The following is a 23,646-nucleotide window of genomic DNA, read 5'->3' as shown; positions in this document are numbered from 1 at the left end:
TAGTAGCTCCGCTACGAGGGCTTCCCGGCGCCTTGCGATGCACGGCACCAGACCACGTGCCCTGATCGGACGCTCATAGTGAAAGGACCCCTAAGTGCCTGCGACAAGGTCGACCAGCGTGGTGATCAGGGCTTCCTCGCCGACCCCGGCGGGCTGGTGTCCGAAAAATCGGACCGACAGGTGGTAGCCGGTGAGTGCGAAGGTAATGACCGCCGCGAGGGCCTCCGCGTCACGCGCCGGGATCGCCCCGGCTGCCATCAGGCCGGCCAGCCGCTGCGAACGGATGCTGACGTTACGGGCGACCAAGAGCTCGTCGAGATGGTCGACCGAGGCTCCGAGATGGTCGCGCTCGCGTGCGACGAGCTCCATGAGCGGGTGGAGCCGCCGCAGATTGCCGAGCCGGCGCTCGAACTCGACCGCGAGCGCGGCCCGCACGTCGCCTCCGGTCTCCTCGGGCTCGGGGCCGGTCTGCCGCTCGGCGTTGGCGCGGTCGACCTCGCGGTCGACGACCGCCTGGAGCACCTCCCCCTTGGACCGGAAGTGCCGATAGAAGCTGCCGCTCCCGGCCGACAGGCCCGCCGACGCCTCGATCTGCGTCACCGTCGTCCCGGCGAATCCCTCCCGCAGGAACAGATCCCACGCCGCGTCAAGGATCCTCGTCCGCGTATGCACTGGCATAGGTGCGATTGTAAGGACAAGAGGAGGGCCGCCCTCGGGCCGGGGCCTGGGCTCTTCGTGCGATGCAAGAAGATTCTTGCGCCGGCACCCCCGGACTGCCAAGCTGCCGAATATGACTACCCGTCACTTACGCATACTCGCGGGATCAATCACCCTGGCGTGCCTGCTGATTCAGGTGCACGCACAGCCGGTCGGGGCCACGGAAAAGAACACGTCCTCGGCCGCTGCCGCAGGCCGGCAGCCGCTGCTGGACTTCGATCCGAACAAGGGCACCCTCGACGGCTCACCGGTCGACCACCTGCCCGACCACATCCGGCTGCTGGACATCCAGCTGCCGAACGACGGCGCACCGCAACGGGCCGACTGGTCTCCCGATGGCAAGCGCCTCGCCTTCCTCGACGCTCCGATCGGCGACCTCTGGGAGCACGACCTGGCGACCGGCGCGAGCCGCAATCTGACCAGGTCGACCGCGCTCCACGGGGGAGTGCTACGGGCGCACCACCTGACCAACGGCGACATCGTCATGTGTGCGGTGGATGAGCGCAGCGCCGAGGACCCCGAGGGTGACCGCTTCCGCGGCGAACTATGGGTGCTCCAACGGCCCTTGGGTACACGCGGCCCGGTCCGTCTCGGCGAGAGTTGCTGGGAGGGCGTCGCGGTGTCCAAGCAACCTGGTTCCACCCGCATCGCATGGAACCAGTCGACCATTGACTTCACCAGCCCGGACGTGATCGTCGACGCCCTGTTCGGCAAGTCGAAGATTCTGACGGGCCGGATCGTCTACCGCAACGGCATGCCGGAGATCGCCGACCGGCGGGTTGCCCTCGACAAGCGCGATGTATCCCTGGTCACGCCGGCCGTCGAGGCTCAGGACTTCCGGTCCCTGCCCGATGGCGACGCCGACCTCGACGACGAACTGATCTTCTCCGCCTACTTCCACAAAGGCGGACAGGCCATGGGCGTCAACCTCGGCACCGGCGCCGTCAAGGACTACGCGCCGACCTCGCTGTTCTACGAGGAAGCCGAAGGCACGGACCCGGCCGGCCGCTACATGATGGTCGAGCGAGACCTTGAGTTCGTCCTGTTCCCCGGCATGGTCGACATCTGGCGCCTCTCGCTGGACGGCTCCGGGACGTTCGAGCGGATGACTACGTTCAACCACTACAAGGGCTTCGGGGCCAACAATCCGGTGGTATCGCCCGACGGCACGCGCATGGCCTTCGGTCTGAAAATCGAGGGCGGCGCGGAGGGCGAGGGCGACGGCATCCTCCTGATGGACCTCCGCAGGTGAGTTGGTTCGTCCCGACGGCCGACGGCGGCCGTCGGGACGGCCTTGCCGGCTCCTGTACGGGCGGGTTACCCCCGGGCTGCGCCACTGAATCGCTTGTAGCGGTGGCTGCTGAGTGCGTTGGAGTCCGCGGCCTCGCGGTCACAGTCGCACGGAAGCGGGCAAGGGCTCAGCGCGTCCCCGATCGCCACCGAGGAGCGTGAGTTAAAACGTTTGCGTGGTCGCTGGAACTTGGGACCGGATCACCGCGCGATCATCACCTGGGCCGACAACGAAGATGACCGTAGCGCTTGACACGATCACGTCAGCGGCAGTAGTAAACGTTTCAACACGTCTTAGACAACGGCGCCAATGCCCGAGCACTCCCATCGCTCTCCCGGTCGGCGCCGCACTCCGCGGCGAAGATCGCCCCTCACCACACCGGCGGGCTGGGCCGTGCCGACGAAATCATGACCGACGGTGATCACCTGCCCTGTCCTTGCACGGGAGGATCTATGAAACGTTCCATCAAGATCTCGATGGCGGTCAGGCAACATGCTGTGGGAACCACGAAGTTCGTCACCCGTGCCCTCCTGGTCTCGGCGGTCACGGCCGGCTCCATCACGATGGTTCCCAGCTCGGCGTCCGCGAGTGATGCGGCGGCCGGGAACACCTACTACGTCGCTCCGAACGGGAGTGACAGCGCAGCGGGTACGCAGGCCGCTCCGTGGCGGTCGATCGCCCGTGCGCAGGCTGTCGCCACGGCGGGTGACACGGTCTACTTCCGGGGCGGCACCTACGCCTATACCCGCGCCAACAGCGCCTGTTCGAGCCAGACCGCCAGAGTCGACGCGATCACCCTGAACAAGAGCGGCAGCTCCGGCAACCCGATCCGGTACTGGGCCTATCCGGGCGAGAAGCCGGTCTTCGACTTCTCGCGGATGACGGACAACTGCCGCATCAAGGGCTTCTCCGTCACCGGCAGCTGGATCCATCTCAAAGGACTGGACGTCACCGGCGTTCCCCAGAACAACAACCGGAACGCCGAGTCCTGGGGCATGTGGATCTCCGGCAGCAACGGCGTCTTCGAGCAGATCAACACCCACCACCACATGGGAACCGGCCTGTTCATCAACGGCGGGGCCGGCAACCTCGTCCTCAACTCGGACGCGCATGACAACTACGACCCGCGCAGCAACGACGGGCCAGGCGAGAACGCCGACGGATTCGGTGCGCATTACACGCCGTCCGGCCGGGCCGCGAACGTGTTCCGGGGCTGCCGATCGTGGTGGAACGCCGATGACGGGTTCGATCTCATCTCCACCTACTCGCCCGTGCTCATCGAGAACTCGTGGGCCTGGCGCAACGGGTACGTGCCGGGGACGACGACACCCTCCGGCAACGGAGCCGGCTTCAAGTCCGGCGGCTACGGGGGCGACTACCAGGCGAACGCGCCGAAGCACACCGTCCGCTCCTCGGTGGCGTTCCTCAACAAGGCGGCCGGCTTCTACGCCAACCACCACCCGGTGGCCAACGACTTCTTCAACAACACCGGCTACGGAAACCACCCCAACTTCAACATGAGGGGAGTCAACTCGAGCGGCGCCGCCGTCGGCCGGGGCAACCTGCGCAACAACATCGCGTACACCGGAACGCCGACGTCGTACATGGACGGCACGAACGCCGCGTACAACTCCTGGAATCTCGGCATCCCCTTGTCGGACTCCCAGTTCCGGAGCGTGTCGACGTCCGGCTGGGACGCGCCCCGCCAGACCGACGGGAGCCTGCCGCTGCTGCCCCACCTCCGTCCCGCGGCGAACAGTGCCCTGATCGACAGGGGCACCAATGTGGGACTGCCCTTCAGCGGAAGTGCGCCGGATCTCGGCGCCTTTGAGAATGATGGAAGGTGACATCTTGAGGCACAGATCGCGTGCTGTCTCGAAGTACTGGAAGTGGGCCGCCGCCGCGGTGTTATCCATGGCGCTCGCGGTCCCGGTGTCGGCGAGTACCGCTGCGGCGGAGGCACCGGTAAAGGAAAGACTGACGGCGCAGGCGCCGGAAAAGGAGGCCCAGGACCGGCGTGCCGCTGCCGCACCGGTGAAGGAGCGCGGCCTGAAGCACATCGTGTCCGAGTACCAGACCCGGACTCCGTCGAAGTACACAGCTGACTCCTGGAAGCCCTTCGCCAAGGCGTTGCGGACCGCGGACGCGGTAGCCGACGACACATCTGCCGGCACGTCGGAAGTCGCCGCCGCGAAGACGGCGCTGATGACCGCCGCCGCCGATTTGAAGGCCGCTGACGAGGGCACGTTCCAGACCATCACGAACAACACCTTCTGGAACGACACCAGTGGCAACCCCATCTATTCGCAGGGCGGTGGGGTCTTCAGGTTCGGCGACACGTACTACTGGTACGGCGTGCACTACACCGGTGCCGAGCTCTACCGGGCCAATCCGACGAGGAAGTACGACGGCAACGTCAGCTTCGTCTCGATCCCCGTGTACTCGTCGAAGGACCTGGTGAACTGGAAGTTCGAGAACCGGGTCGCGACGCGCTCCACCGGCGTGGGCAGCGGCGCCAACCTGGGTGGTGCGGGCTGGGTCGGGCGGCTCGGTGTCTCGTACAACGAGAACACCGGCAAGTACGTGCTCGCCACGCAGATGTGGCACACGGGCAGGGGCGGGCACGGTGTCCTGCTGCTGCAGGGCGACTCGCCGACCGACACCTTCGACTACGGCTACTTCCAGACCCAGATCACCAACTCGCCCACGACCGGCACCGGGGATCAGACCGTCTTCACCGACGACAACGGCAAGGACTACCTGATCTTCTCCAACCGCGAAGGACGTTCACGCGGCTTCGTGGCCAAGTTCCGGGAGTCCGACTCGCTGCGGATCGAGCCAGGCGTGGAGATCCGCCGCGGCGCCGGTCGCGAGGGCAACGCCATGTTCAAGCTCGACGGCAAGTACTACCACGCGGCGTCGGACCTGCACGGCTGGAACACCTCGGTCAACTACGTCAATGAGTCGACCAGCGGCAACGTTCAGGGCTCGTACAGCAGCGAGTACGTCCTCGCCGGCACCGAGATGGACTACAGTCACGTGACCCAGACCGGGTTCTTCGTGACGGTCAAGGGCACCAAGCAGAACACGGTGATCTACGCGGGCGACCGCTGGGCCGACTTCGCCTGGAACGGCATCGGGTACAACCAGTGGGTGCCGATCACCAAGACCGGCGCCAGGCCGCAGTTCCACTCGGTGAGCCAGTGGCAGTTCAACGTCACGACCGGAGAGTGGCGTGTCGGGCCGGCGAACAACTACATCCTCAACCCCGACATCCAGGCCGACCGCGTCATCGTCTCCAGCGTACGGGGATGGCGGAACCTCGGCGGTTCGGTGACCAACGTCAACGGTGGTGTGAACGGCTCTCGCTTCGCCCTCCAGGTGAGCAACAGCGGCGGCGTCGAGCAGCGGGTCGAGTCGGTGCCCGCAGGCACCTACACCCTGTCCCTGCACGCCCGGGGCAGCGCCGGACAGGTCGTGATCACCGGCGCCAACGGCAGCCAACGCACCCTCGGCATCCCCTCGTCGAGCGGCTGGGCCAAGCGCGAACTCACCGGCATAGGGCTGCCCGGCGGGGCCGCCACCGTCACCGTGCGGGCGTCGGGTTCGGGCGGCGTCACCGTCGACCAGCTCTCACTCGTCAAGACCTCTGCCGACGCGCCATCGGGACAGCGATACGAGGCGGAGACCGCACCGGCTCAGTGCCAGGGCACGATCGACTCGAACCAAGCGGGCTATTCCGGTGGCGGGTTCTGCAACGGCAATGCCGCCGCGGGGGCCTTCGCTCAGTTCACGGTGAACTCACAGGCCGCTGGTACGGCCACGCTGGGGATCCGGTTCGCCAATGCCGGCAGTACCGGTGCGAGGCCGGCGAACCTGGTCGTCAACGGCTCCACAGTGGGGACCGTTTCGTTCGAGTCCACCGGCGCGTGGACGACGTGGTCCACCAAGACGGTGACCGTTCCGCTGAACGCCGGCAGCAACACCATCCGGTTGGATCCGACGACGGCAGCCGGACTGCCCAACGTCGACTACCTCGATGTCGGTGCCGCGACTCGCTGACATCCCACGCTCTGCCGGTCGCTTCGACCGGCAGAGCGTGCAGGGTCGCGTCCTTGAGTCCCACGACACCGCCACATCGTCAGGAGAAGCAATGAGCAGCAAGCGTCCGGCCCGCGTCGTCGCGGGCATGACGTTGGCCACCGTGGGGTCCGCGACATTGCTCATGGTGCCCGCGCCGGCCCACGCGACCTTCGGCACCGCGGACATCAAGCCGATCGAAAGCAACATCGCCGCCAAACCCTGGGCCTCGGCAACGGCCGGCAACGGCTCGCCGACCGCCGGGCTGGCCATCGACGGCGACCCGACGACGTCCTGGCAACCCGGTCGTGCCGGCGCCCGGCAGTGGCTCACCGTCGACCTCGGTGGAACGTACGACAACCTGCGCAAGGTCAAGGTGCTCTTCCCGGATCGTGGCGTAGCGCATCAGTACGTCGTCGAGGCTTCATCCGACGGCCGCCGGTGGAAGACCATCGCCGACCGGTCCCGTGACCGAGCCGTGGTGCGCGGGGAAGTGCACCTGTTCACCCGGCCGGGAACGCGCTTCGTCCGGCTGATGTTCACCGGTGGGCAGGGGAGTGCCCGGGCCGGGGTCAGCGAGCTCCAGGTCTTCAACTACCTGCGCGACAACCTCACCCTCGGTGCCGATCTGTCCTGGGTGGACGACGTCCAGGACCGGCAGTACTGGGTCGATCCCCTGGCCGAGGATCGCGGCGCCGGCCCACACCTGCTCGACGTGGCCAAGGACCGTGGCATGCAGTACGCCCGGCTGCGGATCTTCAACGAGCCGCGCAGCGAGAGCACCGGTCAACCGACGCCGGTGCCGCGCCAGGGTCCGGAGCGCTCACTGACCTCAGCCAAGTGGATCAAGCAGCGGGACATGGGCCTGGGCATCGACTTCCACTACGCGGACTCATGGGCCGACCCGAGCAAGCAGCCGAAACCACGCCGCTGGGCCGAGCTGGAGTTCGCGGACCTGTCCCGTGCCGTGTACGACTTCACCGCCGACTATCTGAAGCGGTTGATCCGGCAGGGCACCACGCCGGAGAAGGTGGCCGTCGGCAACGAGATCATCAATGGCTTCATGTACGGCAGCGAGGCGGCCCACATCGGAACCACGAATCCGCCGTATTTCGTCGACCAGGCCGATGTCTACCAGTCGAAACCCGGCGGTGGCCTGCTGTGGAACTACTGGAAGTCAACGGACCCGGCGGAGCGGAAGCTCTACGACGAGTCGTGGGACCGCTTCACCACCCTGGCCGCGTCCGGGATCAAGGCCGTCCGCGACGCGTCACCGAAATCCAAGGTCGAGATCCACGTGATCGTCGGCAAGGACCGGCTCGCCAAAACCATGGAGTTCTGGCACCAGTTCCTCACCCGGGTGAAGGCAAAAGGCCAGAACCCCGATGTGCTGGCCATCTCGTACTACCCGGAGTGGCATGGCACGCCCGAGGCGCTGGATCTCAACCTCAACACCATCGCCACCACCTACCCCGACTACGAAGTCGACGTCGCCGAAACCGCCTACCCCGCGTCGGGCGGCGAAGGCTCGCCGTTGCCCAACTCGCCGTACCCACGCACCATTCAGGGGCAGGCGGACGCGATCCGGAGGGTGTTCCAGGCCGCCAACGACGTGGTCGACAACCGAGGTTCAGGGGTCCTGGTGTGGGAGCCGGCCGGCTACCAGCCCATGTTCCGGGCCGTGCCCGGGCTGGCGAACACGTGGGAGCCGCACGCGTCCATCAACGTCTTCAACGCCAGCCGCGCCAAGCACATCCTCCAGGACACCATCTACACCGCCACCACGGTGGGAGCCGCCCCGAAGCTGCCCTCCTCCGTCCACCTGCTCACCACCGCCACCAACACGATGACCAGAATCCCCGTCCGCTGGAAACCGCTGCCGCCCGGCGCGATCGACAAGCCGGGTGAGGTGACAGCCACCGGGATGACCGGCAAGGGACCGGTCACGACGGTCGTCGACGTCGTCCCCAAAGCGGCGAACAGGTTTTGAGTGCCCCCTCTCCCCGTACCCAAGGAGCCATCCATGACCATGCAACGACGGACATTCCTCAGGTTGAGCGCGGCCGGAACGACAGGCGTGGGCCTGTCCCTGATGGGGACAGGCCAGGCCCCGGCCGCCGCCGGGCCGCTGGACACCGCGCCGACCACGCCGTTCGCGGTCGGCGTGCGCCGGTACAACTGGACCCGCGGCAACCGCCCGTGCACCACCTACGTCTACTACCCCGCCACCGGCACCCCGGGCGGCAACCCGGTGACGGACGCCCCGGTCGCAGGCGGTGTCTTCCCCGTCTACAACATGACCCACGGCTACGGAAGCAGCCCGCAGAACTCCCTGTTCATCATCCGGGCCCTGGCCTCCGCGGGCTTCATCGTCCCCGCCCCGCACTTCAACCACAACCTCAGCGACGTCAACAACGGCAACACCTCCAAGGACGTCTCGCAGATCCTCACCAACACCCTCGCGCTCAACGCGAGCGGACCGCTGGCCGGGCACATCAACACCGGCATCGGCGTCGGCGTCGCGGGCCACTCCCTGGGCGGCATGGTCACCCACGGTCTGCTGACCTCCTGGCCCGACAGCCGGATCATCTCCGCCAACCCCCAGTCCTGCGTGGACATGGGCAACCCGTCCTCCTCCGTCAACGCCAAGGTCCTGTTCGTGCACGGCGACCGGGACTCGACCACGCAGTACTCCTCGGCCCGGCAGGCGTACTCGGAGATCACCTGGCCCAAGGCGTTCCTCACCTTCGTCGGCGGCAGCCACACCAGCTTCTGGAGCGACCAGCGCTTCCCCAGGACCGTCGTCGACTGGGCCCGCTGGACCATGTACGGCGACACCGCCGCACGGGACCGCCTCCCTGCCGACGCGGCCGGATCCAACACCAGGTGGGAAGCCCAGCTGGGCGGCGACACCCCCGGCGGCCCGGCCGCCTACACCCTGGTGGCCCAGCACAGCGGCAAGGCCGCCGACCTCTACGAGGCCTCCACCGCCGTCGGCGCCCGGCTCGTCCAGTACACCGCCAACAGCCGCCCCAACCAGCAGTTCGAGTTCGTCGACGCCGGCGACGGCCACGTCCGCGTCAAGGCCCGGCACAGTGGCCTGTTCCTCCAGCCCGCGGGCACCACGACCGGCGCGGACATCGTTCAGCAGACCGACTCCGGCGCCACCAGCCAGCAGTGGCGCGTCGTCGACCACGGCGGTGACGTGATCAGCCTCGTCAACCGGCAGTCCGGCCTGGCCATGGACGTCTGGGAGTACTCCACCGCCAACAGCGCCCGCATCACCCAGTACACCTACTCCGGCAACGCCAACCAGCGCTTCGCCCGTCGCCGCGTCTGACGTGTGGTGGGGCGGGGCCGATGATCCGGCACCGCCCCACTCCACGCTTCTGGAGGTCATCATGCTTTTAGCCAGACGGCGCGGAGCGCTGCTCACTGCCGTACTTGCCGCAATACTGGCCGGCGCCGGCCACATAGTCAGCCCCGCGGTGGCGTCCGCCGCGGCCCCCCGGTACGAGGCGGAAACCGCGCCGGCCACATGCGATGGGCTCATCGAGTCGAATTACGACGGCTACTCCGGCACCGGATTCTGCAACGGCGCCAGCGAGGTCGGCGCGGCCGCGCAGTTCACGGTGAGCGCGACTGAGGAAGGTACGGCGACGCTGGCGATCCGATACGCCAACGGCTCCACCACGGCACGCCCCGCCGCCGTGATGGTGAACGGTGTCACCGTGCTGTCGACGTCATTCGAGCCCACCGGCGGATGGAACAGGTGGACCACGAAAACCTCGGCCGTGCGGCTGAAGCCAGGCAGCAACACGATCCGGCTCAGTCCGACCAGCGCCGTCGGTCTGCCCAATGTGGATTACCTCGACGTCGAGGCCGGCACATCGCCCGAGCCGCCCGGCCGGCCGCCGCAGTGCTCCGGCGGCGCGCCCATCGTCTGCCACTTCGACGTCGCTCCCGGCAACCACACCGTCACCGCATGGATCGGCGACCGCGCCGCGGCGGGCAACACCTCGATGTCGGTGGAGGCCCGCCGCCGCGTCCTGCCCGCGGTCGACACCGCGGCCGGCACGATCAAGCAGCACACCTTCACCATCAACGTCCGGCAGCCGGAGGGCCAGCCGACGGGCCAAGGCGGGACGGGCAGGCCCGGACTGGACATCACCTTTGCCGGAAAGGCGCCGCAGCTGTCCGGCCTGACGGTGCAGCCGGCGACCAACCCCCTGGTGGTGTACCTGGCGGGGGACTCCACGACATGTGACCAGATGCTCGCGCCGTGGACCGGCTGGGGGCAGATCCTGCCCACGCATCTGACGGCGGGCGCGGCGATCGCCAACTACGGGGACTCCGGCGAGAGTTCGGGGAGCTTCCTGCGCAACTCTGCGCTGTTCCCCACTATGAAGCCGCTGATCAAGAGGGGCGACCTGGTACTCATCCAGTTCGGGCACAACGACAAGTCCACGTCGGCATCGGTGTTCCGCAGCAATCTCACCTCCATGATCAACCAGGTGCGGGAAAAGGGCGGCGACCCCGTTCTCGTCACACCACCGGTACGGCGGCAGCTCAACGGCGGCCGGCTCACTCCCACCGCGCTCCATGTCAACGGCGTGGGCGTCGACCTGCCGGCCGAGATGCGCAGGCTCGGCTCCGCGCTCAACGTGCCGGTCATCGACCTGACCGCCAAGAGCAAAGCGCTGGTGGAGTCGATGGGCCCGAACGACTCCGCCAGGCTCTACCTGCGCGAACAGGAGGACGGATACAAGGACAACACCCACTTCTCCGAGTACGGCGCCGGAAGGATGGCGGACCTGGTCGTCGAGGGAGTCCGCGCACACAACCTGTCCCTGGTCAGCTATCTGCAACCCAGGAGGGTTCCATGAGACAGCCTTTCCACGCACCGGCCGCACCGAGACGTCCGTTACGCCGCCGCACGATATTCGTCCTCGTCGGCGCACTGATCGCCAGCTGCCTCGCGGCGATCGTGGGACCGTCGGCGAATGCGGCCGTGATCGATCCGGGCGCGTACTACCAGCTCGTGGCGCGGCACAGCGGCAAAGCAATCGGCATCGCCGACCAGTCGACCGCCGACGGCGCCGCCGTCCAGCAGCAGACCCGCGCCGACCGGGCCGCCCAGCAGTTCCAGTTCGTCGACTCCGGCAGCGGCTACCACAAGCTCCGGGCCCGGCACAGCGGCAAGGTGGTGGACATCTCCTCGGCGTCCACGGCGAACGGCGCGAACGTCATCCAATGGACCGACACCGGCGGCACCAACCAGCAATTCCGCGTCGTGGACACCGACAGCGGATACGTCAAACTCATCAACCGCAACAGCGGCAAGGCGCTGGACGTCTGGGAGCGCTCCACCGCCGACGGCGCGCGGATCTCCCAGTACACCGACACGGGCGCCGCCAACCAGCAGTGGCAACTGGTCCGCGTCGACGCGGCACCGGTCCCGAAGTACGCCGGCTATCTGTTCACCTACTTCACCGGCGAGAACACCTCCGCCGGCGAGCAGGTCTACTTCGCGCTCAGCCAGGGCAATGACCCGACCCGGTGGCGGCAGCTGAACGACGGACGGCCCGTGCTGACCTCGACCGTAGGCACCCGCGGCGTGCGCGACCCGTTCATCATCCGCTCACCGGAGGGCGACAAGTTCTACCAGATCGCCACCGACCTGCGGATGTACGGCAACGGCAACTGGGACCAGGTCCAGCGGACGGGCAGCAAGTCCATCGTGGTCCGGGAGTCGACCGACCTGGTGAACTGGAGCGCGCCACGCCTGGCACGCGTCTCACCGGACACGGCCGGCAATACGTGGGCCCCGGAGGCGTACTACGACGAAGAACTCGGCAAGTACGTCGTCTTCTGGGCGTCGAAGCTGTACTCGGCCGGCGATCCGAACCACACCGGCAGCAGCTACAACCGAATGATGTACGCCACCACATCCGACTTCCGGACCTTCAGCGCCCCACAGGTCTGGGTCGACAAGGGCTACTCGACGATCGACTCGACGCTGATCAAGCACGACAGCACGTACTACCGCTTCACGAAGGACGAGCGGAGCGCGTCGCAGACCGCGTGCGGCAAGTTCATCCTCGCGGAGAAGTCGGCGACCATCCTCAACCGCACCTACTCGTTCGTCGCCGAATGCCTCGGGAACAACGCGATCAGCCAGGGCGAGGGCCCGTTGGTCTTCAAATCGAATACCGACGAGCGCTGGTACATGTTCATCGACGAGTACGGCGGGCGGGGCTACGTCCCGTTCACGACCACCGACCTGAACGCCCGGCAATGGACGCCCGTCTCCGGCTACTCCCTGCCCGGCCGGCCGCGCCACGGCACCGTCCTCCCCGTCACCCAGGCCGAGTACGACCGGCTGCTGCAGCGCTGGGGCTGAGCCGCCCCGTCGCGGAGCGACCGAAACGATCACTGTCGAAAGGGCTCCGACATGTCCGGTACTCGCTACCGCGTCCTCCTTGCCGTGCTGATGGCGCTGTGCACGGCGCTGTCTGTCGGCATCGCGCAGCCGGCCTCCGCCGCACCGGGCCGCCCGTACACCAATCCGATCAAGGCTCAGAAGGGGGCCGATCCCTGGCTCGAGTACTACAACGGCAACTACTACCTGATCACGACGACGTTCACCAACAAGTTGCTGATGCGCAAGTCGCCGACGCTGGCCGGGCTCGCCACCGCGCCCAGCGTGCAGGTCTGGGAGGACAGCACGTCCTCGCGCGGGACCAACTTCTGGGCCCCTGAGATCCACTTCATCGACGGCCGGTGGTACCTGTACTACTCCGCCGGCCAGGTCGGCGCCGCCTGCTGCGACAGCCAGCGCACCCATGTGCTGGAGAGCGCCGGCGCCGACCCGATGGGCCCGTACACGTACAAGAACAAGCTCGCCGGCTCCAATCTCAACCCGGGTGGCTGGCTCATCGACGCCAGCGTGCTGCGGCTGGGCGGCTCGCTCTACCTGCTCGGCAGCGGGTTCGTGGGCGGCAGTGCGCAGAGCCTGGTGATCGCGCCGATGAGCAACCCGTACACCCTCGCCGGCAGCACGTTCAGCGTCATCTCGCAGCCGACCAACTCGTGGGAGCGGTCCGGCGCGCCGGTCAACGAAGCCCCGGTGGCGCTGCAGCGCAACGGCCAGACCTTCGTCACCTTCTCGGCGAGCTCGTGCCAGACCGCCGACTACAAGCTGGGCCTGCTCACCTACAACGGCGGCGACCCGCTGTCCGCCTCGTCCTGGACCAAGGCAGCCGGTCCGGTTTTTCAGCGCAATGACGCCAACAGGGCCTACGGGCCCGGTCACAACGGCTTCTTCACCTCCCCGGACGGCACCGAGAACTGGATCGTCTACCACGCGAACTCGGCCTCCAACGGCGGCTGCGGCAACGCGCGGACCACCCGGGCGCAGAAGTTCACCTGGAACGCGAACGGGACGCCGAACCTCGGGACTCCGGCGGCAACCGGCGTGACACTCGCCGGTCCGGCCGGCGAGACCGCGGCCACGCCGTCCGCGTACCGGATCGTCAACCGCCACAGCGGCAAATGCCTTGACGTGTCCGGCGCCTCCGGCGCCGACGGCGCGGACGTCATCCAGTGGACCTGCACCGGCGGCACCAACCAGCAGTGGCGCATCGAGGATCTGGGCGATGACACCAGCCGGCTGGTCAACGTCCGCAGCGGCAAGGCGCTCGACGTCGACGCCTGCGGCACCGCCGACGGCACCAACATCCAGCAGTGGTCGTGGCTGAACAACAACTGCCAGAAATATCGCATGCCCGTCACCGATCAGGGCGGCTGGGTGCGGCTGACCAACGTCAACAGCGGCAAGGTCGCCGACGTGCCCGGCTGCGGCACCGTCGACGGATCCGCGGTACGCCAGTGGCGCTGGCTCAACAACAACTGCCAGCAGTGGCAGCTGCAACCCGTCTGAGGAAGGAGTGACCGATGCGCAGACGTACTTTCCTCGCCGTCCCCGCACTGGGCGCGGCGGCCACGGCAACCCTGCTGACCGGATCAGCGGCATGGGCGTCACCGCCGGTGACGTACACCAACTCGCTGATCGCGCGGCGGGCCGACCCGCACATCTTCCGGCACACCGACGGCTACTACTACTGCACCGCGACGGTGCCCGAGTACGACCGGATCATCCTGCGCCGGGCATCGACGCTGCAAGGGCTGGGCGGCGCGAGCGAGTCGGTGATCTGGCGCAAGCACGCCAGCGGGGACATGGGGGCCCACATCTGGGCGCCGGAGATCCACTTCATCAACGGCAAGTGGTACATCTACTTCGCCGCGGGCCGCAGCAACGACGTCTGGCGGATCCGGATGTGGGTGCTGGAGAACAGCAGCGCCGACCCGTTCACCGGCACGTGGACCGAGAAGGGGCGCATCGTCACCCACGCGGACACGTTCTCCCTGGACGCGACCACATTCGCGTACAACGGCACCCGCTACCTGGCCTGGGCCCAGCAGGACCCGACGACCGGCAACAACAGCAGCCTTTTCCTGGCGCCGATGAGCAACCCGTGGACGATCTCCGGCACCCCGGCACGGCTGAGCGTGCCGGCGCTGTCGTGGGAGACGAAAGGGCACAAGGTCAACGAAGCCCCGTCGGTGCTCATCCGCAACGGCAGGGTGTTCCTGACCTACTCGGCCAGCGCCACGGACAGCAACTACTGCATGGGAATGCTGACCGCTCCGGTGACCGCCAACCTGATGAACCCGGCGTCATGGAGCAAGAGGCAGCAGCCGGTATTCAGGAGCAACGCCGCGACGAGCCAGTACGGCCCGGGGCACAACTCGTTCACGGTCTCCGAGGACGGGCAGAGCGACATCCTCGTCTACCACGACCGCAGCTACCGCGACATCAGCGGCGATCCGCTGGGCGACCCGAACCGGCGGACCCGCATCCAGAAGCTGTACTGGAACGCCGACGGCACACCGAACTTCGGCATCCCGGTGCCGGACGGGGTGACGCCGTACCGGTTCAGGTCGTACAACTTCCCGGACCGCTACATCCGGCAGGTCTCGTTCCGCGGACGGATCGACGCGGATATGACGAACCTGGCCGAGTCGCAGTTCCGTATGGTCACCGGGCTGGCCGGAAGCGGCACGGTGTCGCTGGAGTCAACCAGCAATCCCGGCTATTACCTGCGGAACCGGAACTACGAGATCTGGCTGGACAAGAGCGACGGCACGACCGGGTTCAAGAACGGCGCGAGCTTCACCCGGCGGGCAGGCCAGGCCGACCCGGCCGCGGTGAGCTTCGAGTCCGTCAGCACCCCGGGCCGCTACCTGCGCCACTCCAGCTACGCGCTCTACGCCCAGCCGCTGAGCACCGCCACCGACCGCGCGGACGCCACTTTCCACCTGGAGTAGCCGTCATGCGACTGAAGTCTGCCATCGCGGGCTTATGCCTGCTCATCAGTACGCTCGTTGCGGTGCCGGGCAGTTCGGCGCACGCGGCGGCGGCGCGGTACGAGGCGGAGAGCGCCGCCGCCACTTGCGTTGGCACCATCGACGCGAACTGGTCCGAATTCTCCGGCACCGGCTTCTGCAACACGGACAACGCCGTCGGCGCGCACGCACAATTTGCCGTGAGCGCGGCGACGGCGGGCACAGCCACGCTCGGCATACGCTTCGCCAACGGTGGAACAACCGCGCGCCCGGCAGAGGTTCTGGTCGACGGCGCGACCGTCCAAAGTGTCTCGTTCGAGCCCACCGGTTCCTGGTCGTCCTGGACGACGAAAACGCTCACGGTGCCGGTGAGCGCCGGAGACCACATCATCCGTATCAGGTCGGCTGCCGCCACCGGGCTGCCCAACATCGACTATCTGGACCTCAATCTCGGGGGCGGGCTTCCGGGCAGTTTCCAGTGGAGCTCCAGCGGGATACTCATCTCGCCGAAATCCGATGCGACGCACAACATCCGCGCACTCAAGGATCCGTCGGTCGTGTACCACAACGGCCGGTATCACGTCTTCGCCACGACCACCAACCAAAGTGGCGCATACAGCATGGTGTATCTGAACTTCACCGACTGGTCGCAGGCGAATTCTGCCACGCAGCACTACCTCGATCAGACCGCGATCGGCGGCGGCTACAAAGCGGCGCCCCAGGTGTTCTACTTCGCGCCGCAGCAAAAGTGGTATCTCGTCTTTCAGACCGGATCGAACGCGGCGTACTCGACGACGTCCGACATCAGCAACCCGCGGTCGTGGAGCGCGCCGAAGCCCTTCTATGCCAACGGGATGCCGCAGATCATCAGGGACAACATCGGCAACGGCTACTGGGTCGACTTCTGGGTGATCTGCGACAGCGCGAAATGTCACCTGTTCTCCTCCGACGACAACGGCCACCTGTACCGGTCGGAGACGTCACTGTCGAACTTCCCCAACGGCTTCGGTAACACCGTCATCGCCATGGAGGACAGCGCTCGATATCCGCTGTGGGAAGCGGCCAACGTATACCGTGTGGCGAGCTCCCAATACCTGCTGATAGTCGAGGCCATCGGCTCCGGCGGCAAGCGCTACTTCCGCTCGTGGACGTCACCGGCCATCACCGGACCGTGGACGGCGCTGGCCGTGACAGAGGCCAGTCCGTTCGCCGGCGCGGCGAACGTGTCATTCAGCGGCACGACGTGGACGCGCGACATCAGCCATGGCGAGATGATCCGCAACGGCATCGACCAGACACTGCCCATCAGCCCGTGCGGGATGCGGTACCTGTATCAGGGCAAAGACCCGAATGCCGGCGACCCGTACAGCCTGCTGCCGTGGCGGCTCGGCCTGCTCACCCAAACGAACTCGACCTGCTGAGGGTGCCATGAAAAGTCGACTGTTCGCCGTGGTGGCCGCGATGACAACGGCTGTCGCCGGCACTGCCGCGATCGAACCCCCGGCTCCGGCGGCCGCAACGGTGACCGTGAACGGCTCGACCGAATACCAGAAGATCGATGGCTTTGGCTTCTCCGAATTCTTCGGCCGTTCGGCAATCATGCGCGGCTCGCAGGGACTGTCGGCCCAGAAGCAACAGGAGGTCCTGGACCTGCTGTTGTCGCGTTCCACCGGTGCGGGGCTGTCGATCCTGCGGCTGGGGATCGCCTCTGGCAGCGGCTCCATCCAGCCGGTGAATCCCGGTGGTCCGAACGCGACACCGCGTTATGTGTGGAACGGCAACGACGATGGCCAGGTCTGGCTGGCGCAACAGGCGAAGGCTTACGGGGTCAACCGGTTCTACGCCGACGCGTGGAGTGCGCCGGGTTACATGAAGACCAACGGCAGCGACACCAACGGCGGCACGCTGTGCGGGCTGTCGGGCGCTTCGTGCGCCGGTGGCGACTGGCGGCGCGCCTACGCGAATTATCTGGTGCAGTTCGCCAAGTTCTACGCCCAGGAAGGGATCGCCATCACCGATCTGGGTTTCACCAACGAGCCGAACTGGACCACCGACTATTCGTCGATGCGGCTGACGCCGGCGCAAGCGGTGGAGTTCAGCAGGGTCCTCGGGCCGATCGCGGACGCCAATGGGCTGAAGATGGCGTGCTGCGATGTGGTCGGCTGGGACGGGCAGAAGACCTATACCCATGCGATCGAGGCCGACAGCACAGCACGCGGGCTGGTCGACCTGCACACGGGTCACTCGTACGGCAGCTACCCGAGCACACCCCTGCCCACATCGAAACCCACGTGGATGTCCGAGTGGTCACCGGACGGCACCACGTGGAACGAAGCCTGGGACGACGGCAGCGGTTACGACGGATACCGGGTGGCCCATGAGATTCACACGGCGCTGACCGGTGGCAACGTCAACGCCTACGTGTACTGGTATGGCGCATCCACCGGGGCCACCCGCGGCTTCATCCAGCTCGACGGCGATGCCTACCGCGTGTCCAAGCGGCTATGGGCGATGGCCAACTACAGCCGGTTCATTCGTCCGGGCGCGACCCGCATCGCAGCATCGACATCGGACAGGAATCTGCGCATGTCCTCCTTCCGCAACACGGACGGCACCGTGGTCATGGTCGCCCTCAACGCGGCAACGACCGCCAACGAGGTCACGTTCTCCTTGCGGAACACCGGGATCGGCGGGGGCACGGCGACGCCGTACCTCACGAACGGCGGCAACAGCATGACGGCCCAGCCCGCGCTTGCGGTGACGGACGGTGCCTTCACCGCAACCGTGCCGGCGCGGTCGGCCGTCACCTACGTCGTGCGGGGCAGCGACTCCGCCTCGCGGTACGAGGCGGAGTCGACGCCGGCGGTGTGCAGCGGCACCATCGACGCCGACTGGCCCGGCTATTCGGGCACCGGATTCTGCAACGGTGACAACGCCGCCGACGCCTATGCACAGTTCACCGTGAACGCGGCCGGCGCGGGCACCGCCACCATCGCGGTCAGGTTCGCCCATGGCACCACGACGGCCCGGCCCGCGGATCTCATCGTCAACGGCACGCGAGTCCAGCAGGTGTCGTTCGAGGGCACGGGCACATGGGCCAGGTGGATTTCGAAGACGCTGACCGTCAACGTCGGCGAGGGCAGCAACATCATCCGCTTCAACCCCACCGGCGCCGGCGGTCTGCCCAACCTCGACTACGTCGAACTCGCCCCGGGCTGAACAGCACCCGCACTCCTCCGATCACACCTTCAGGAGTTGTCATGCGAACGGCAGGCAGAACGGCGCTCACCGGCATACTCGGCCTCGGGTTGGCCCTCACCACCGTCTCCCCGGCGGCGGCCGCCCACCATCTGACCGACGGGACCTCGGTCGAGCTGATCGCCCGGCATTCGGGCAAGTGCGCCGACGTCGTCAGCGCCTCGACGGCCGACGGCGCCGAGGCCGGCCAGTACACGTGCAATGACGGGCTGAATCAGCTGTGGCGCATCCGCGACCTCGATAACGGGCATGTGCAGCTCGCCGCCCGCCACTCCGGCAAGTGCCTGGACGTCTCGGGTGCCTCTGCCACCGACAACGCGGCGGTCATCCAGTGGTCGTGCTCCTCCAGGACCAACCAGCAGTGGAAGATCGAGAACACCGGCGCCGGCCACACCCGGCTGATGGCGCGGCATTCCGGCAAATGCCTCGAGGTCCCGGGCGCCTCGACCGCCAACGGCACCCGCCTCCGGCAGCAGACCTGCGGCACCGGGACCAACCAGCAGTGGGAGCTGAACACGGTGTCGAACCCCGCGATCCCGGGACTGTTCGCCGACCCCAACATCGTGCGGTTCGGCGACACGTACTACCTCTACGCGACCACCGACGGCTTCGCCGGCTGGTCGGGCACCCAGTTCCGGGCCTTCTCCTCCGAGGACCTGGTCAACTGGACCGACCACGGCGTGATCCTGGACGTCGACAGCGACATCGCCTGGGCGGACAACTCGGCCTGGGCCCCGGGCATAGCCGAGAGGAACGGCAAGTACTACTTCTACTTCTCGGCCGGTCGCGCCGGCGGCGACACCCGCAAGCACCTGGGTGTGGCGGTGGCCGACTCACCCACCGGCCCGTTCCGCGACGCCCTCGGCAAGCCGCTCGTGCCGGCCGGCTCCTATGCGGGCCAGATGATCGACCCGGCCGTATTCACCGACGCCGACGGCAGGTCCTACCTGTACTGGGGCCAGGGCTCCTCGCACCAGGTGCCGCTGAACAGCGACATGGTCTCGTTCAACTCCTCGCAGGTGCGCACCTACCGGCCGGCGAACTACAACGAGGGCAGCTTCGTCGCCAGGCGCGGCAACACGTACTACTTCATGTGGTCGGAGAACGACACCCGCTCAGAGGACTACCGGGTCGCCTACGCCACCGGCTCCTCACCGACCGGGCCCTGGAGCAACCGCGTAGGGACGATCCTCCAGAAGGACCTGAGCCAAGGCATCAAGGCCACCGGTCACCACTCGGTCGTCCAGGCCCCCGGCACCGACCAGTGGTACATCGCCTACCACCGCTTCGCCATCCCGAACGGCGACGGCACCCACCGCGAAACCATGATCGACCGCCTGTACTTCAATGCCGATGGCAGCATCCGACCGGTCGTGCCGACCATTGACGGCGTCGACCCGATACAGGGATCTTCATCAGCGGGGGTATGACGGCGTGAGGCCGGGTGGGCAGTGTCCAGCAGGCGGGCGTCTTCGGACTCGGTGAAGCCTTTGCGGCGGCCGTGGCATGGGCCGCGGTCGCGTTCACGGCGGATGCGGTGGATCAGACGGTCGCGCCGTCCGCGACCGCCAGAACCAGGCGTATCGAGGTTTATCCCTTCAAGCCCGAACTGACGACGCCGCGGATGAAGTAGCGCTGAGCGAACAGGAAGATCACCAGGACGGGTACCACGTACAGGGTGGCGGCGGCCGCCTGCACCGTGGCGTCGGGGTTGCCATGAGGGTCGACGTACAACGAGGCGATAGCGACCGACAGTGTGGTCTGGTCGGGATCGAGGAACAGGGCCGGGGCGATCCAATCGCCCCAGGTCCAGGTGAACGAGAGCACAAAAGAAGTCAACAGCACGGGCCGGGACAGCGGCAGGAAGATCTGCACGAAGATCCGGCCGTACCCGCACCCGTCGATGATCGCCGCCTCCTCCAGTGAGGCGGGGATGGCGGCGAAGAACTGGCGGAACAAGAACACCAGGAAGGGCGACGCCGCGAGGCCCCACATCACCCATGGCCAGTACGTGTTGACCAGTCCCATCCTGGCGAACAGCACGTACGTCGGGATCAGGGTGAGGATCTGCGGCAGCATCATGGTGGACAGCACCAACACGAACAGCGGGCGTTTGCCGCGCCCACGCAGGCGGGCGAAGGCAAACCCGACCGCCGCACTGGACAACGTCACAAGAGTCGCGAACACGAACGACAGGAACGCCGAATTCCCCAGGTACGCCAGGAAGTTGATCTCGGTGAAGGCCTGCTTGAAGTTCCCCCACTGTGGATTCTCCGGCAGGATGTTCGCCGGGATCGTCACCCATTCCGCCTTGGTCTTCAACGCGGCAAGCACAAGCCACACGAATGGGCCGGCGAACAGCACCGCGAGCGCCATCAGGATCAGGTAGGTGCGCGCCGCGTTGCCCCGACGGCGTGGGCGCCGACGCCGGCTCCGGGCAGTCGGCGGTGTGCTGACGGCGGGCGGCGTGGCCGCGGTGGTCTGCGTCATCGGTCAGCCTCGCTGTCGACCTCGTAATGCACCCACAGCCGGCTGGACCGCAGCACGATGAGCGTGACGACCAGGATGACCAGGAAGAACACCCACAGCATCGCGGAGGCGTAACCGTAGCGATTGTTGGCGAAGTACTCCTCGTACACCTGCACCATGAACAGGTGGGTGCTCTCCGGCACGTGAGTCACCTGGCCGACCTCGCGCGTCTGCGACAGCAACAGCGGCTGAATGACGATCTGGAAGGTGAAGATGACGCCGGTCACCACCTGGAAGAAGATGACCGGCGAGATCATCGGAACGGTGACGTTCCGGAACACCTGCCAGCGGTTGGCGCCGTCGATGATCGCCGCCTCTTCCAGTTCAGCCGGCACGCCCTGCAGGGCGGCAAGCATGATCACCATCCCGCCGCCGAGTCCCCACAGGATGAGGATGACCAGCGCGTAGAACGCGTTCGGGTCGACCAGCCAGGTGACCGGAGGGATGCTGATCACATCGAGAATCTCGTTGAGGATGCCGACGTCCCGGTTGAAGATCAGCTTCCACATGATGGCCGCGGCAACCATCGGGACGACCGATGGCAGGAAGAAGATCGCCCGGAACAGGCCGACCGCCTTCAGCCGCTGGTTGAGCAGCACCGCCAGACCGAGCCCGCCGGCCACCATGATCGGCACCGCGATCGCAGTGAACGCGAGGGTGCGGACCATGCTGGCGAGGACATCCGCGTCGCCAAAGAGCTCGGTGTAGTTGCGCAAGCCCACCCAGCGCCAACGTGGGCTGCGACCGTCGAAGTTGGTAAAGCTGATCGCCAACGCGTAGCCGAGCGGTAGCGCCGTGAGCAGTGCGAAGCCGAGCAGCCACGGCGAGGCGAACAGGTAGAACGTCCGGCTGGAATACCGCTGCCAGCCTTTCCTGCGTCGCCGGGTCCCTTTCGTTGTTATGGCGGTCATTAGCCGATCTGGTCCTTGCCTTGCTGCAAGAGCTTGTTGATCTCATCGGTGATCGCCTTGCCTGCGGCCTCGACGGTGACCTCGTCCTTGATGGCCCGCAGAAGGTGCTTGTTGAGTACGGGGTCCCATGCGGTGGCGCCGCCGATGTAGGGAGAGTCGGGCAGTTGCCCGGCGTACTCCAACTCGGCCTGCTGCGTCTGATAGACCTGCTTCTGGTACGGCAGCTCCTGAGGCATCATCTCCAGCTGCGACTTCAAGGCCGGAATGCCCCAGCCGCTCTTGGCCCGGTCCTCCGACGGCTTCCCGGCCATGAAGTACTCCATGAGCTTCCAGGCCTCGTCCTTGTGCTTGGCCTTCGCGGGGATGTAGGCGCCCCAGCCCGCGTACGTCGGACTGATCCGCTTGTCGCCCATCACCGGCGCAGGCGCCATCGCGATGTTGTTCTTGATCTCGTCGGGCTCTTCGACGAAATTGCCGCCGTACCAGTAACCGTCTTGGGTGATCGCCATCCGCTTGGCGAGGAACAGCGACAGGTCTGCGCCGTCCGGCGCCGGGTCGAGGGAGGTGGGACCGACGCCGGCCTTGGCGAAGTCGACGTACCACTTCAGCGCTCGCAGGGCCTGCGGCGTGGTCATATCGGTCTCGGTCAGGTCCGAGCTGTAGACCTCGCCGCCCTGCTGGAGAATCATCATCGAGAGCGGCGCGTACAGGTTCCATGCCCATTCCAGGCCGAGGCCGTAGACCTGAGTCTTGCCGCCGCTCTTCTTGGTCAGCTTCTTCCCGATCTCCAGCAGCTCGTCGTAGGAGATCGGCTCGGTCGTGCTCAGCGGCTCGATCTTGGCCTCTTCGAACAGCGCCCGGTTGTACCAGAGCGTCGCGTCCTGGCTCCAGTCCTTGACGAGCCCGTAGTACGGGCCACTGCCGATCTGCTTGCCGTCCCACCGGAAGCTGTCGTTGACAGGCAGCAGGCTTTCCTTGTTCAACACGCTGCTCTTGTCCAGGTACTGGTCCAGTTCGGTGGCCAACCCCTGTGCATTGGTCCGCGCGCTGCCGACGGCCGGCCCGCGCACGAAGTCCGGCGGCTCGTTCGAGGCGAGCATCGCGTTGAGCCGGGTGCCGTCGTGCGCAATAAACCTGATCTTGATATCGGGGTTCTTGGCCTCGAAGTCGGAGATCTGCTCCTTCGTCAGTTCGTTGGCCATGTACATGACGGTCAGGACGGTCTTGCCGTCCCCGGACTCCGTGCCGGCGTTGCAGGCTCCGAGCAGCGGCACTGATAACGCGCCACCGGCCGCAAGCGCCGAACTGGTGAGGAAGCGACGCCGACTGATGCGTTGGCCTGCCGGCGGCCTGGGGAACTGGCTCACGGCGCCGGCCGGAGCGGCGCCGATCAGCTGGGTGCGGCGGGGAAGCTGGGGCACGAGCACTCCACTCGAAGGGCATGTTGAAACG

General features: G+C 66.8%; 14 protein-coding genes and 3 pseudogenes. 13 read left to right on the top strand and 4 right to left on the bottom strand.

Going from position 1 to position 23,646, the window contains the following annotated elements; translation table 11 throughout:
* Window positions 1-90: 90 nt before the first annotated feature.
* Window positions 91-678 (bottom strand): TetR/AcrR family transcriptional regulator, encoded by a 588-nt coding sequence (locus tag ABTX62_RS33880; RefSeq protein WP_352119765.1) that lies wholly within the window; start codon window positions 676-678, stop codon window positions 91-93.
* A gap of 76 nt (window positions 679-754) precedes the next feature.
* Here ABTX62_RS33880 and ABTX62_RS33875 point away from each other — a divergent pair, with 76 nt between their 5' ends.
* The 13 genes and pseudogenes from ABTX62_RS33875 to ABTX62_RS33810 all read left to right on the top strand — a co-directional run.
* Window positions 755-1,969, top strand: coding sequence for a TolB-like translocation protein (locus ABTX62_RS33875; RefSeq protein ID WP_352119764.1), 1,215 nt, complete (start codon window positions 755-757; stop codon window positions 1,967-1,969).
* Between the two features lie 491 nt (window positions 1,970-2,460).
* Entirely contained in the window at window positions 2,461-3,855 is a 1,395-nt protein-coding gene (locus ABTX62_RS33870) for a right-handed parallel beta-helix repeat-containing protein (RefSeq protein ID WP_352119763.1), read from the top strand.
* Between the two features lie 187 nt (window positions 3,856-4,042).
* Window positions 4,043-6,070 carry a family 43 glycosylhydrolase gene (locus tag ABTX62_RS38050; protein WP_502998062.1) on the top strand — a complete coding sequence of 676 codons (2,028 nt, stop codon included), beginning with the start codon at window positions 4,043-4,045 and terminating at the stop codon, window positions 6,068-6,070.
* A 91-nt stretch (window positions 6,071-6,161) separates the two neighbouring features.
* The gene (locus tag ABTX62_RS33855) at window positions 6,162-8,078 is read left to right on the top strand and encodes a glycosyl hydrolase 53 family protein (protein ID WP_352119762.1); all 1,917 of its coding nucleotides are present in this window, start codon (window positions 6,162-6,164) and stop codon (window positions 8,076-8,078) included.
* A gap of 33 nt (window positions 8,079-8,111) precedes the next feature.
* A complete protein-coding gene (locus ABTX62_RS33850) occupies window positions 8,112-9,428 on the top strand; it encodes an RICIN domain-containing protein (protein WP_352119761.1) in 1,317 nt (438 codons plus the stop codon).
* Window positions 9,429-9,489: 61 nt separating this feature from the next.
* Entirely contained in the window at window positions 9,490-10,974 is a 1,485-nt protein-coding gene (locus tag ABTX62_RS33845; protein ID WP_352119760.1) for a GDSL-type esterase/lipase family protein, read from the top strand.
* The gene (locus tag ABTX62_RS33840; protein ID WP_352119759.1) at window positions 10,971-12,491 is read left to right on the top strand and encodes an RICIN domain-containing protein; all 1,521 of its coding nucleotides are present in this window, start codon (window positions 10,971-10,973) and stop codon (window positions 12,489-12,491) included. Before ABTX62_RS33845 ends, ABTX62_RS33840 begins: the two co-directional genes overlap by 4 nt.
* Before the next feature lie 51 nt (window positions 12,492-12,542).
* Window positions 12,543-14,030, top strand: coding sequence for a family 43 glycosylhydrolase (locus tag ABTX62_RS33835; protein WP_352119758.1), 1,488 nt, complete (start codon window positions 12,543-12,545; stop codon window positions 14,028-14,030).
* Window positions 14,031-14,044: 14 nt separating this feature from the next.
* Complete coding sequence (locus ABTX62_RS33830; protein ID WP_352119757.1) at window positions 14,045-15,478, top strand: family 43 glycosylhydrolase; 1,434 nt, start codon at window positions 14,045-14,047, stop codon at window positions 15,476-15,478.
* Window positions 15,479-15,483: 5 nt separating this feature from the next.
* A pseudogene (locus tag ABTX62_RS33825) lies at window positions 15,484-15,936 on the top strand (carbohydrate-binding protein); the annotation flags it as partial.
* Between the two features lie 21 nt (window positions 15,937-15,957).
* Window positions 15,958-16,917 (top strand): annotated as a pseudogene (locus ABTX62_RS33820) (glycoside hydrolase family 62 protein); the annotation flags it as partial.
* Between the two features lie 7 nt (window positions 16,918-16,924).
* Entirely contained in the window at window positions 16,925-18,715 is a 1,791-nt protein-coding gene (locus ABTX62_RS33815) for a glycoside hydrolase family 30 beta sandwich domain-containing protein (protein WP_352119756.1), read from the top strand.
* 41 nt (window positions 18,716-18,756) lie between these two features.
* Window positions 18,757-20,157 (top strand): annotated as a pseudogene (locus tag ABTX62_RS33810) (family 43 glycosylhydrolase); the annotation flags it as partial.
* Window positions 20,158-20,344: 187 nt separating this feature from the next.
* Here ABTX62_RS33810 and ABTX62_RS33805 read toward each other — a convergent pair.
* From ABTX62_RS33805 to ABTX62_RS33795, 3 genes are read right to left on the bottom strand one after another with little or no spacing between them, the layout of a single operon-like run.
* Window positions 20,345-21,244, bottom strand: coding sequence for a carbohydrate ABC transporter permease (locus tag ABTX62_RS33805; RefSeq protein WP_352119755.1), 900 nt, complete (start codon window positions 21,242-21,244; stop codon window positions 20,345-20,347).
* Window positions 21,241-22,194: a carbohydrate ABC transporter permease gene (locus ABTX62_RS33800; protein ID WP_352119754.1), complete on the bottom strand. Its 954-nt coding sequence runs from the start codon at window positions 22,192-22,194 to the stop codon at window positions 21,241-21,243. The genes ABTX62_RS33805 and ABTX62_RS33800 overlap by 4 nt, the downstream gene beginning before the upstream one ends.
* The gene (locus ABTX62_RS33795; RefSeq protein ID WP_352119753.1) at window positions 22,194-23,615 is read right to left on the bottom strand and encodes an ABC transporter substrate-binding protein; all 1,422 of its coding nucleotides are present in this window, start codon (window positions 23,613-23,615) and stop codon (window positions 22,194-22,196) included. The genes ABTX62_RS33800 and ABTX62_RS33795 overlap by 1 nt, the downstream gene beginning before the upstream one ends.
* Window positions 23,616-23,646: the final 31 nt, after the last annotated feature.

It is taken from the genome of Streptomyces sp. NPDC096046, from assembly GCF_040303285.1.
Classification (GTDB): Bacteria; Actinomycetota; Actinomycetes; order Streptomycetales; family Streptomycetaceae; genus Streptomyces.
This window is presented reverse-complemented; position numbering and strand designations above follow the sequence as displayed.

Excerpts from the sequence above, each read along its gene's own strand:
- ABTX62_RS33880 (WP_352119765.1), bottom strand. The coding sequence starts at position 678 with ATGCCAGTGCATACGCGGACGAGGATCCTTGACGCGGCGTGGGATCTG.
- ABTX62_RS33870 (WP_352119763.1), top strand. The coding sequence starts at position 2,461 with ATGAAACGTTCCATCAAGATCTCGATGGCGGTCAGGCAACATGCTGTG.
- ABTX62_RS33855 (WP_352119762.1), top strand. The coding sequence starts at position 6,162 with ATGAGCAGCAAGCGTCCGGCCCGCGTCGTCGCGGGCATGACGTTGGCC.
- ABTX62_RS33850 (WP_352119761.1), top strand. The coding sequence starts at position 8,112 with ATGACCATGCAACGACGGACATTCCTCAGGTTGAGCGCGGCCGGAACG.
- ABTX62_RS33845 (WP_352119760.1), top strand. The coding sequence starts at position 9,490 with ATGCTTTTAGCCAGACGGCGCGGAGCGCTGCTCACTGCCGTACTTGCC.
- ABTX62_RS33840 (WP_352119759.1), top strand. The coding sequence starts at position 10,971 with ATGAGACAGCCTTTCCACGCACCGGCCGCACCGAGACGTCCGTTACGC.
- ABTX62_RS33835 (WP_352119758.1), top strand. The coding sequence starts at position 12,543 with ATGTCCGGTACTCGCTACCGCGTCCTCCTTGCCGTGCTGATGGCGCTG.
- ABTX62_RS33830 (WP_352119757.1), top strand. The coding sequence starts at position 14,045 with ATGCGCAGACGTACTTTCCTCGCCGTCCCCGCACTGGGCGCGGCGGCC.
- ABTX62_RS33815 (WP_352119756.1), top strand. The coding sequence starts at position 16,925 with ATGAAAAGTCGACTGTTCGCCGTGGTGGCCGCGATGACAACGGCTGTC.
- ABTX62_RS33805 (WP_352119755.1), bottom strand. The coding sequence starts at position 21,244 with ATGACGCAGACCACCGCGGCCACGCCGCCCGCCGTCAGCACACCGCCG.
- ABTX62_RS33800 (WP_352119754.1), bottom strand. The coding sequence starts at position 22,194 with ATGACCGCCATAACAACGAAAGGGACCCGGCGACGCAGGAAAGGCTGG.